Annotated in this window: 10 protein-coding genes; 8 read left to right on the top strand and 2 right to left on the bottom strand. The window is 36.6% G+C overall.

The window, feature by feature from the left end; genetic code table 11:
- Positions 1-30: 30 nt before the first annotated feature.
- The 4 genes from htpG (at position 31) to FHY60_RS01665 (ending at position 6802) form a co-directional block, all read left to right on the top strand.
- Positions 31-1911 carry a molecular chaperone HtpG gene (htpG, locus tag FHY60_RS01650; RefSeq protein WP_139902626.1) on the top strand — a complete coding sequence of 627 codons (1881 nt, stop codon included), beginning with the start codon at positions 31-33 and terminating at the stop codon, positions 1909-1911.
- A 145-nt stretch (positions 1912-2056) separates the two neighbouring features.
- A complete protein-coding gene (locus FHY60_RS01655; protein ID WP_163215931.1) occupies positions 2057-3880 on the top strand; it encodes a cell wall-binding repeat-containing protein in 1824 nt (607 codons plus the stop codon).
- A 237-nt stretch (positions 3881-4117) separates the two neighbouring features.
- Positions 4118-5209: an amidase domain-containing protein gene (locus FHY60_RS01660; RefSeq protein ID WP_139902632.1), complete on the top strand. Its 1092-nt coding sequence runs from the start codon at positions 4118-4120 to the stop codon at positions 5207-5209.
- 204 nt (positions 5210-5413) lie between these two features.
- A complete protein-coding gene (locus FHY60_RS01665) occupies positions 5414-6802 on the top strand; it encodes an alpha/beta hydrolase family protein (protein ID WP_180375449.1) in 1389 nt (462 codons plus the stop codon).
- Positions 6803-6851: 49 nt separating this feature from the next.
- On the opposite strand, the gene FHY60_RS01670 is transcribed toward FHY60_RS01665, so the two are convergent.
- Entirely contained in the window at positions 6852-7283 is a 432-nt protein-coding gene (locus FHY60_RS01670; protein ID WP_139902638.1) for a vWA domain-containing protein, read from the bottom strand.
- 117 nt (positions 7284-7400) lie between these two features.
- Between FHY60_RS01670 and FHY60_RS01675 the strand changes: the two genes are divergently transcribed.
- From FHY60_RS01675 to FHY60_RS17705, 4 genes are all read left to right on the top strand, one after another.
- Positions 7401-7682: a hypothetical protein gene (locus tag FHY60_RS01675; protein ID WP_139902639.1), complete on the top strand. Its 282-nt coding sequence runs from the start codon at positions 7401-7403 to the stop codon at positions 7680-7682.
- Between the two features lie 157 nt (positions 7683-7839).
- Entirely contained in the window at positions 7840-9603 is a 1764-nt protein-coding gene (locus FHY60_RS01680; protein ID WP_139902642.1) for a glycosyltransferase family 39 protein, read from the top strand.
- A 360-nt stretch (positions 9604-9963) separates the two neighbouring features.
- Positions 9964-11715, top strand: coding sequence for a putative bifunctional diguanylate cyclase/phosphodiesterase (locus tag FHY60_RS01685; protein WP_139902645.1), 1752 nt, complete (start codon positions 9964-9966; stop codon positions 11713-11715).
- Between the two features lie 45 nt (positions 11716-11760).
- On the top strand, positions 11761-11958 hold the full coding sequence (locus FHY60_RS17705; RefSeq protein WP_163215928.1) for a hypothetical protein: 198 nt from the start codon (positions 11761-11763) through the stop codon (positions 11956-11958).
- Here FHY60_RS17705 and FHY60_RS18575 read toward each other — a convergent pair.
- Positions 11902-12234: a hypothetical protein gene (locus FHY60_RS18575; RefSeq protein WP_243122197.1), complete on the bottom strand. Its 333-nt coding sequence runs from the start codon at positions 12232-12234 to the stop codon at positions 11902-11904. The two genes, FHY60_RS17705 and FHY60_RS18575, sit on opposite strands and share 57 nt — an antisense overlap.
- Between the last annotated feature and the right edge of the window lie 108 nt (positions 12235-12342).

Below are 12342 nucleotides of genomic sequence, written 5' to 3' on the forward strand. Positions count from 1 at the left end.
TAGTTAGAAAAGCGAAAGGAGAGATTTAACTTGGAAACAAAACAATTTAAAGCTGAGTCAAAAAGACTATTAGATCTCATGATTAACTCAATCTATACCCATAGGGAAATATTTCTAAGAGAGCTTATTTCAAATGCCAGTGATGCTATCGATAAGATTTATTATAAGGCCTTGACCGATGATTCCATAACTTTTAACAAAGAGGATTACTACATTAAAATAACAGCAGATAAAGATAGCAGAATATTAAAGATTTCTGATACCGGTATTGGAATGACCAAGGAAGAATTGGATGAAAACTTGGGGGTTATTGCTAAGAGCGGATCATTGAAATTCAAGACTGAAAATGAAATTAAGGATGGCTATGACATTATAGGACAGTTTGGTGTTGGTTTCTACTCAGCCTTTATGGTAGCAGAAACTGTTACTGTTATCAGTAAGGCTTTTGGAAGTAATGAGGCCTATAAGTGGGAGTCCCAGGGGGTAGAGGGATATACCATTGAGCCTTGCCAAAAAGATACCTACGGTACAGATATCATACTTAAAATTAAACAAAACACCGAAGAAGAAAGCTATGATGAGTACTTAGAAGAATACAGACTAAGAAGTATCATCAAGAAATACTCTGATTTCATAAGATATCCAATCAAGATGGATGTAACTAAGAGCAGACTAAAAGAAGGCAGCGACAAGGAGTATGAACAGTATAAGGAAGAACAGATCATAAACAGTATGGTTCCTATATGGAAGAAGAACAAGAATGAGCTTAAGACTGAAGATTATGAAAACTTCTACCAAGAAAAGCACTATGGCTTCGATAAGCCTCTAAAATACACTCACATCAGCGTGGATGGTGCTGTAAGCTATAATGCTATACTTTTTATCCCTGAAACAATGCCTTTTGATTACTACACAAAGGAATATGAAAAGGGCCTGGAACTGTACTCAAACGGAGTACTGATAATGAACAAGTGCCCAGAGCTACTGCCGGACTACTTTGCCTTTGTTAAAGGTCTTGTAGATTCAGAAGACTTATCACTTAACATATCCAGAGAAATATTACAGCATGATAGACAGTTGAAGCTTATAGCTAAAAACATAAAGTCAAAGATTAAGAGTGAATTGGAAAACATGCTGAAAAATGAAAGAGATAAGTATGAGAAATTCTTTAAGACCTTTGGACGTCAATTGAAGTTTGGTGTATATAATGACTTTGGCGCTAATAAGGATATGCTTCAGGACTTACTGATGTTCTACTCCTCAAAAGAGAAGAAGATGGTAACTTTGGATGAATATATAACAAGAATGACCGAATCACAGAAGTACATCTATTATGCTGCCGGTGAATCCAATGAGAGAATTGAAAAAATGCCTCAGACAGAGCTTTTACTGGAAAAGGGCTATGAAATACTGTACTTCACAGAGGATATAGACGAATTTGCAATCAAGATGATAATGAAATATAAAGATAAAGAGTTCAGATCTGTATCCAGCAACGATTTAGGACTAGAGGCAGATGAAAATGCAGAGGCAGTTAAGGCTGAAGAAACAGAAAATAAAGGCCTCTTTGACAGCATGAAGGAATTACTATCCGGAAAAGTTAAAGAGGTTAGGGCTTCTAAGAGATTAAAAAATCATCCGGTTTGCTTGTCTAATCAAGGAGAGCTGTCCATTGAAATGGAGAAGATATTAAATTCTATGCCTAACAGTGAAGGAGTAAAGGCAGACAAGGTTCTGGAGATTAATGTACATCATGACGTATTCAAATCTCTGAAGGAAGCTTATGAAAAAGATAAAGATAAGCTTAAGCTTTATACAGAAATATTATACAATCAAGCTCTGCTTATTGAAGGCCTGCCAATAGCTGATCCGGTAGAGTTTACTAATAATATTTGTAAGATAATGAAATAAAGAAATAAACATAACAGTAAAAAGACTCTGGCGTCACAGACCAGGGTCTTTTTATGTTCTATTTAATAGCATCATCTGGTATAATTAATAATTGGAGTAAAAGTATTACATATAACTTAGTGGGAAATAAAAGGGGGTTATGGATTTGAAAAATAAGATTCTTACTGGTTTATCCTTATTCGTTTCAGCTTTAGTACTGCTTTTCAATTATAAACCGGTAAAAGTAAATGCAGCAACCTCGGACAGGATATGGGGACAGAACAGGTATCAAACTGCCAGCATGATTGCCCTCAATGGGTGGCAGACAGCCAAGTATGCTATTTTGGTAACTGGGGACAATTATCCTGATGCACTTGCTGCAACACCGCTTTCAAAAAAGTATGATGCTCCAATATTATTAACGGAAAAAGATAAGCTTACCGGTGAGACACTGAATACTTTGAAGAAATTGAAGGTAACAGATGTGTTCATAATCGGCGGTACCGGTGTTGTAAGTACAAGTGTTTACAATAGCCTTACAGGGCATGGAATGAAGGTTAAGAGACTTGCTGGTTCAAACAGGTATGAAACCTCTCTTGAGGTAGCCAAGTTTATAGGGGTAAGTAAAGGTGTTTTTGTATTAAATGGCAGTCATTTTGGTGATGCATTAATAGTAGGACCTGTTGCTGCTAATTTAGGAATGCCAATAATTCTGACAGATAAGAAAGGCTTGGATCCTGCAGTAGAAAAGTATTTGAAATCAAATAATATAAGTAAGACCTATGTTATAGGTGATAATTCATTAGTATCTGACTCTGTAGTTAATAAGCTTACTAATGTAGAAAGAATTCTGGGTGCTGATATTTATGCTAGAAATAATGTATTGCTGAAAAAGTTTTGCAATATATTAGACTTCTCCAGTGCTTACATTGCCACAGGAGATAATTTTCCGGACGCGTTGGCAGGCGGTGCACTGGCAAGCAAGAATTGTAACCCGCTGATATTAACTTCAGCAACACCAGCAGAAAATACTTTAAAAATTATTAAGGAAAATAATACCTCCAACCTTATAGCTTTGGGAGGAGAAAGTGTTGTACAACCCAAAACTTTGGATAAGCTAATGACTCAAGTATCAGGTGTATATGAAGAAGGGGCTCATATTCAATCAAGTGGTCCTGTGAACTTGAGAAGGTATCCGCGAACTGATCAGCCGGTACTAGATGAAATGAATAACGGAACAGCAGTTACTATAATAGGAAAAACTGATCATTGGTATAAGGTTAGATATAATGGAGAGACAGGCTATATAGCCGCACAGTTTGTTGTTCCTGATAGTGCCTTGAGAGGCTTTGATTGCTATTATCCTCTGTCACTGAGCCAATATGAACAGTTCAAAGCTGAAGGCTATAGCTTTGCTGCAAGATATTACAGTACTGAGGATCCCTTAAAGAAGCTGACAAAAGAGGAGGCACAGGCTGCTTCCGCTGCCGGACTGCAGATAGTAGCTGTTTATCAGGATTATAATAATAAGGCGGAGTTATTCAATTACCAATATGGTGTTTTGCAGTGTACAAAAGCAATTGAACAAGCTATTGAAGTTGGACAACCAGCCTCTGGGGAAAAGCCATCAACCATATATTTTGCCGTTGATGAGAAAAATACCGGGGACATTCCATTAAATAAAGTGGAAGAATATTTTAAAGGTATAATGGATACAATGGAGAAATTTCAAGCAGCAGACCCGGAAAAAAGAAGATGGGACATAGGTGTTTATGGAAACTATAGAATAGTAAAACATGTGAAGGAAAATGTGAACCCTGACATATATGTATGGCAAACTTCAATGGGAACGGGACAGGAAGATTACTTCTCTAAATACTATAAATATAATATATATCAAAACTTACATGAGGTTAACCATGGCAGTATTCAGATAGATGAGAATTATAGTAATGTAGGTGGAGATATGGGGGGATTCATCATAAAATAATAATAGCTGCCGCACTAAATGAACAAGAGCGGCAGCTATTTTGAATTTAAAAGAAAGAACTCTTCTTTGAAAAATCCTTAAGTGTCTTCAGTGTTCTCCGTTTTTTTTGTGTGTCTAATTTTTTTGTTTTTTCCTTTACATGAAAGATTTACATATAAAAAACTTGTTAACTGTAATTATAGGATAAACCTAAATTTCACATACTTATTACATCAATGTTATGGGGATGTGATAAAAATGTATCGATTTAAGAGTTTTAGACTAATTTCTATACTTACAGCAATTTTCTTGATTCTATCATCATTTTTTAGAGGATACGTAGCCTACGGTTCCATTGAAAATGATGAGATTAAAAAAATTATTAAGCAAATATTTGTATTGAAAAGCCGAGCCATTCTTGAGCAAGATGAAGAGCTTATGGATTTAATTTATGATAGGAGTAAAAAGGTTGGACAATGGGCTTTTGAATACGAGGTCAAGAAGATGAAGTATATTAAAAACTGGTCAGAAAAGCAGGGAGTCACCTTCACCAGCATAACACCCAATATTGAAATAAAAAGGATAAGGGGAAAAGATGATCAATACTCTGTATATGCTCTCTGTTCAACAGAATATAAGTATGTATATGAAGATAATAAGGATGTAGATAATAATTTCAGAATAGGCACCTATCATATAATAAATATCAAGAATATCAATGGAGTATGGACAATTATCAAGGAATGGTACACTGATCCATTTGCAGACTCCTTAAACTTAGAAAATATTAAAGTAGACTCTATAAAAGAATATATTTTAGCTCAAGGCTCCAGAGATTTATCAAATATTTCCAAGCGAAGGATAGATGCAGTAGCTTATGCAGACAAATATAGCGGGGCTGCTAATGATATAAGCCAGGGACTAGTGTATAATATAAAATATAAGAACATGAATCCACAGGGGGGAGATTGTGCAAACTTTGCTTCACAGATACTCTTCGAAGGTGGTAAGTTCAAAAAGAATAAAACATGGAACTACGATAGGGATGGCTCAAGGGCTTGGGCAAATGCTCAAGGATTTAAAGATTATTGGGTAGGCAGCGGAAGAGCTTCTGTCATAGCCTATGGTACCTATGACAAGGTCTTTAAGGCCTCTTATAAGTTGCTGCCGGGAGACTTCGTAGCCTATGTGAAGAAAGGACGAATAACTCATATATCTGTGGTAACCGGTTCGGATTCAAAGGGCTATGCTCTGGTTAACTGTCATAATACAGATCGCCACAGGGTTCCATGGGATTTAGGATGGAGTAATAAGAGTATTAAATTTTATCTTGTAAGAGTTCATTTCTGATTTATATGTATAATATGACAAAAAAAGATTAAGGATAACTATAAAGACTACAAAAGACTTAGGGCTTAGTAGTCTTTTTCAATTGTTTCAAATTGACTGTGTAGGAGGTGAAACTAGCTTTAGACCGGCAGATAATACTGCAAAGTCTGCTAGGAAAAGATGAGATTATTAGAAGGGATACTTTGTTTACTGGTCATTTTGTTTATGGTTATCTTCATCTCTGGAACAGTTAGATGGTTTAAGGCTATAAAATATATCTGTCTTTCTGTTTTAATCTGCACTATACTGCACTGGATATTTGAAGGAGTACGATGGCAGTTATATCCTGTATATTTTTTAGTACTGTTAATTGAAGCAGTTGTCGTTCTAAATTATTGGAAATTTACCAGTTTTGAAAGAATGTATACCAATAAGGGGAGCAGGTTTTTCATCATCATTTTTATAACCATCAACATAATTATGTCTTTAGCAGCTTCCTATGTGTTTCCACTATACAATTTAACGAAGCCAACTGGAGAATATAAAATAGGTACAATATCCTTTGATGCTATAGATACAAATAGGGTTGCCTTATATAGTAACAGTAGGGATGCTAACAGGAAGATAAAGATTCAACTCTGGTATCCGGCGGACGAGGCAGAAGGCCATAAGAGGGCGCCTTGGCTGGAAGGGGGTGCTGTGGAAGCTGGATCCATTGCAAAAATAGTGGGTATTCCTGAGTTTTTGTTAAGGCCCATGGCACTGATAAAATCAAACTCATATAAAGCTGCTGATATAGGCAAGGCAAAATCAAAATATCCTCTGGTTATTATATCTCACGGACTAACCGGCCTGAGGAGCCTTCATACGGACTTAGCGGAGTTACTTGCAAGTCACGGTTATATTGTTGCCGGCATAAGTCATACCTATGCCGCTGCCGTTACAGTATTTGACAGCGGAGAGGCAGAATACCTCAGAAAGGAGGCCATCCCTTTTGGGGTAAGTCGGGAGGAATACTTAACATATAGCAATATAGTGCTTGATACTTATGTACAGGACATACAGTTTACAATAGATACTTTAATCGAGCTCAACTCAGATAAGACCTCAATACTATGGGATAAGCTTGACTTGTCTGCAATTGGATTGTTAGGCCATTCTGCCGGTGGAGGGGCCGGAGTTGTTACGGCTATTAAAGACAGCCGCATTAGAGCTATAACGGGCTTTGATCCATGGCTAGACCCGGTAGATGCAGAGATCATCAATACCGGACTTAGAATTCCGGCACTCTTTCTAAGAAGTGAGCAGTGGATAACGGATCCTAATAACGCAAACCTGTTTCCCCTATTAAAAAGTAGCAAAGGTTATAGAGAACTCTATGAAATAAGTGGCACAACACACCTGGATTTTACAATGATTCATATGTATTCACCATTGACTAAGACCTATGGTTATACCGGCCAATTGGACGGACGTAAAATTTCAATGATACAGCAGGATTTTGTGTTAGCCTTTTTTAACAGATATTTGACTTACAGGTTTGATTCTGAGGATATGAACAGCATTGCGGACAAGTATGATGAAGTGAGAAGGGTTTATTTTTATGATAATTAGTAGTTAGTATTGAGTGGTGAGTAATTGTGGAGGATTTTTCTCCGCTTTGCTACGAAAAATCTTCAAAAATTGTATCCCCACCGCCATCCGCATATTGCTTATTCATGTCATTTATTACCTCGTCAATATCTCTGGTAAAAGGAAAGGGACGTACAACATATTCATCGCCTTGGTCTCGATAATAATTACAGCTTAGACGAATATCCAAGCTCTGTGAGGCTTCTGCATCAACTCTTCGGATAACATTTTTCAACTCGGCTTTTAGATAATCCAGTTCGTCCTGCATGGAGCCGGTTGTATCTACAACAAACATCAAGTCCAATATATTGCTGTCATCATCTATTGTTTTGAAGTCTACATAAATGGGTTCTGAGACGGAAGCTATATGAGTAGATATATCTTTTTTACCGCACCCAACATATAATAGGCTTATTGCTGCAAGTACAATGAATATGATTATTCTATTTTTCTTGAATTTCATGAAAAGGAAGATAATATACTCTTATGTATAGGTGCTTTGGCCACAATAATTTTCGTATATATTTATATAGATTAATTTGGTATACTTGAGATGAAAATATAAAGGAGAGGATACAATATGGATAGGTTACTCATTATAATTGTAATAGTATTTTTAGTCTTTTCACTCCTTACCTATTTACTTCATAGGCTTTTCAAGAAAGCAAGAGTAGTAAAATATCTTCCTGCAATTCTTTGTCTTATAATCACCATAGTCAACATAGTAATAGCTAGAAGTGGAACCGGAGAAGGATTTGGTGATCTTGCTAGGATAATTATCGCAATGATTACCTTTGCAGGCTTTATATCAGGTATGCTCAGTGCACTGTGGTTTGATTATATTGCCTCAAAGTCTAGATAAGATGGCAGCGGGACGTTTTGTTTGACACATTTCTGTGGAAAGCAAAGCGTCCTGATGGCTTAAAAGAGGATTTTTTGCAGCCTTGTAGAAATCTATAAAGGTATAAAAATATAATTACCGGAATATATAGAATATTATTAAGTCGAGAGGTGCCTCAATGCTTAAAAAGAAAGATTACATACTTATTTTTTTGTTAACTTTAATATATTCTGTAATTGCCTTATTTAATCTGGGAACTACAAAGGTGCCGGAGAGTTTTTGGCAGCCTAAAGTCCTTGGTGAAACTTTTTATGTTGATCTCGGAGAGGATAAGGAGCTTGAAAAGATCAGCTATTTTGTGGGCCTTGGCGAAGGAACCTACAATGTGAGTTTTTCCACCGATAAGGTTAATTGGAAGAACAGAACGGCTATGGACCAGCACAAAATATTTAGGTGGACTACCGTGGATGTGGATACCAGAGCAAGATATGTTAAATTTACAGTAATCAAGCCGGATGGAATGCTGAACGAAATTGGCATATTCGCCAAAGGGGAGGATAAGCCCCTTCCGATAGTGGAATTGATTGAAGAAAAGGTATCCGCAAAGGGCCAGGGAAGTCCCCAGCTGGTATTCGATGAGCAGCAGTACGTGCAGTCAGAGCGATCATTCCTAACCGGCATGTATTTTGATGAACTATATCATGGAAGAACAGCCTATGAAATGTTATACAAGCTAGAGCACTATGAGTGGACACATCCACCTTTGGGAAAAATATTTATAGCTCTGGGGGTAGCTATATTTGGCATGAATCCATTCGGGTGGAGAATTGCAGGAACACTCTTTGGTATTGCAATGATCACCTGCATCTATATCCTGGGAAAGAGGTTGTTTAAGAGGACAGAATTTGCATTCCTTACAGCCTTTTTACTGACCTTTGATTTTATGCATTTTACCCAGACAAGAATAGCTACAGTGGATGGATATGCAGTATTTTTTATAATATTGATGTATTACTTTATGTTAAAATTCATTGAGACAAAACCAAGCAAAGCTGGGCTTAAGAAATCTATAGTCTCCCTGGGACTTTCCGGCTTGTTTTTCGCCTTTGGAGCGGCTACAAAATGGATTTGTATTTATGCTGCTGTGGGACTGGCAATTTTGTTTTTTAAGGAAATATATGATAGGTATACTGAATACAAGAAGGCGGTAGAATATTTAAGGCTGGAAAATGCTGCAGAGAATATGGATGAATATGAAGCTTGCAGCAATATAAAAGCTAATTTCAAAAAACATACAGTCAAAACAATAGGCTGGGCTGTTCTATTCTTTATTGTAATACCCCTTGCAGTATATATAGCTTCCTATATTCCATTTATGATGATTCCGGGACCAGGACATGGGCTTATTGATGTATTTAAGGTCCAGGTGCGTATGTTCAGCTACCATAATGATCTTGTGGCTACCCATCCCTATGCATCGCCATGGTACGAATGGCCTATTATCTTAAGGCCTATGTGGTACTATTATGGCAAGGACTATCTGCCGGCAGGGAAGATGTCCAGTATAGTTGCCATGGGAAATCCGGCTGTATGGTGGCTAGGTTCCTTGGCCTTTATTGCCGTGATTATAATTGGACTGAAGAAGAAGGATAAGGTAGCTTTCTTTATAGTATTGGGAGGCTTATCAAATTATTTACCCTGGGTACTGGTTTCCAGGATAACCTTTATATATCACTTTTTTGCATCAGTTCCTTTTATCATACTGAGCATCGTATATATGGCGGCACATCTATATGAAAAGAAAAAAAGCAGAAGATACCATATTTATGGCTATATGGTGCTGGTGGTAGCCCTGTTTATTCTGTTCTATCCTACCATATCCGGTACCGTGGTTGATGAAAGCTATGGATTCGGATTTTTGAAAATGTTTGAAGGCTGGTAATAGTATTCAATTAGTAATTAATAATGAGTAATTATGGATGAAATTCAGCGGAGCTGATTTTCTACAAAATTATATTATAAAAACTGCGTTGTGACGCAGTTTTATTTTTTTGAGCCACCCAAGCTGTTGGTTGGGTAAATAGTTATATTATCACATGCCTAAAAAATTATTAAATTGAAGATTTTTCGTAGTTAAACGAAGAAAAATCCTCCATAACTACTCATTACATTTCCGGTGAATCATAAAAGGAATTTATTAAGCTTTGTTGAATAATATATTGTTGAGTAATAGATAGTTGTTTAATTTAAGTGATAAGAGGTTCAGAGAAATAAATACATATTATTCTTTAAGAGGTAAATTATGGAAAAGTTTGAAATGGCAGAAATTTGTGAAAAAGATATAGAACATACTGTAATGGAACTAATGAAAAAGCAAGAGGAATTAAAGAAAAGAGAAGAACGCTACAGGGTAATTGCAGAGGCTACCAAGGATATCATCTGGGAAATGGATCTGACCAGCCACCAGTGGTATTTTAATGGCAAGCTATATGATATTCTTGGTTATAATCCTGGAGAATTGGAGAACTTAGAGGCGTGGTTTAACATTATCCATCCTAGCGATATAGAGCTTGTAAGAGAAGCTATTAGAAAGCAAAGTGGTAAAAATATTGAAGTTCACACCTTCGAATATAGGGTTAAGTGTAAAGATGGGACATACAAGTGGCTGGTTACAAATTCAAAATGTGAATATGATGAGGGAGGAAAGCCAATCAAGGCCTTTGGAGTACTTACGGATATAACAGAACTCAAAGAGCAGCAAAAGAGAATATATGATTTGGCTTATTATGATCCTGTGACCGGTCTCCCTAATAGGATTATGCTGGCAGAAGTAATTAATGAAAAGATAAAAAAGGCTAATGAAAGCAAGTCAAAATTTTCAATGATCTACATAGACTTGGATAACTTTAAGGTCATTAATGATTCTTATGGACATTCATTAGGAGATAAACTACTGGTGGAGGTAAGCAAGAGGCTTAAAGAAATTAACAGAAATAAGATCAATAGCTTTAGACTGGGTGGAGACGAATTTATCGTTTTAATGGAAGACATCAAAGATAAAGAGGAAGTAGAGCAACTTTCAAGATATTTGCATAAGGTCTTAGCCAGTGTTATTTGCATTGACGGAAAGGTATTTCACATAACCCACAGTAGTGGTGCCGTAATTTATCCCGATCATGGTACAGATTTTAACGAGCTCCTAAAAAATGCGGACACAGCCATGTATAAGTCGAAGGAAGCAGGCAGAGGCAATAATTCTTTTTATGATGACAAGATGGGAGAAGCAGCCATAGAGAAAATTAAAATTGAGGCAGACTTGCATAAGGCTATAGAGAATAACGAGTTTCAACTATATTACCAACCTATTGTTGATGTAGCAGATGCAAGAATAAAAGGGTGTGAAGCCCTGGTGAGATGGATACATCCCAAGGAAGGTATGATTTCACCGGCGAAATTTATTAGTATTGCAGAAGAAAATGGAACTATAATAGAAATAGGGCGGTGGGTCTTTGAGAATGCATGTAAATATGCAAAAAAGATGTATGACAGGGGGTACACTGATTTTTATGTTTCAGTCAATATTTCACCTCATCAACTGCTCCAAAAGGAGTTTACTGATTTAATCTTAAAGACCATAGAGAAGGTAGGTGTGGCTCCGGAACTTATATTGATAGAGATTACTGAATCAGTGTTGATAGAATCTATGAACTTAGCTGTCAGAAAGTTAAAAAAGCTCAGAGACAAAAATATAAAGATAGCTCTGGATGACTTTGGCTGCGGATATTCTTCACTGACATATTTACGGACCCTGCCAATAAATTTGGTTAAAATAGATAGGTCCTTTATCTCTGATATAAAGTCTGAGGAAGATACACAAAATATTACTAACATTATTATCCTCCTGGGAAAACAGTTAGGCTTAAATGTTATTGCTGAAGGAGTAGAGAATCATAGCCAGCTGAATTATTTGAAAAAACATAAATGCGACATGTTTCAAGGGTATTTGGTCAGTAAGCCAGTGCCTGAAGAAGAATTTATCAAATTGTTGAAATAAAAAATACTTTAAGCTCCTAGGATACCTCTAGAAGGAAGGACTATAATGAAAACTAAAAATGTTCAAATGTCAGAATCATATCTTGCAGGAATGCTGCTTGCAGTTGTGGGTGGTTTCTTGGATGCTTACACCTATATCTTAGAGGCCATATATTTAAGGGGAGCCGTCTTGGACTCCCCTATAGCTTTATTCAATATATTTGGTGCCTCCATGCAGATGAGTCAGAAGAAAGGAACTTTTTAAGACATCCAGTTCATTGAGGATAGTATCTATATCTCCGCCATTTCCTGTCAAAGTCTTTATTCTGACCTTTATATTATCTATTTGATTTGCATAATTATGCTCCTGCTCTCTAAGATTGTCAGCAAGATGCTTAATGAAGGAACCCATTTCATCGGCAGTACCCGCCAAGCGGTTAAACATGATGAGGTAACTTCTCAATAGCTCATTGTCGATATCGTAGGGATATCTAACATCGTGATCGAGCTCGCTCCAAGCTTCCTCAAATATGGTCCTCACCTGAATTTCTGCAAAGATAGTTTCATTGGTTGGGTGAGACTTTATTACATAATTAAAACAAAGAGGTTCACACAGTGCGAAATTAAAGAATTTTCTGAAAACAACGAT

It is taken from the genome of Clostridium thermarum (genome assembly GCF_006351925.1).
Taxonomy (GTDB): Bacteria; Bacillota; Clostridia; order Clostridiales; family Clostridiaceae; genus Clostridium_AU; species Clostridium_AU thermarum.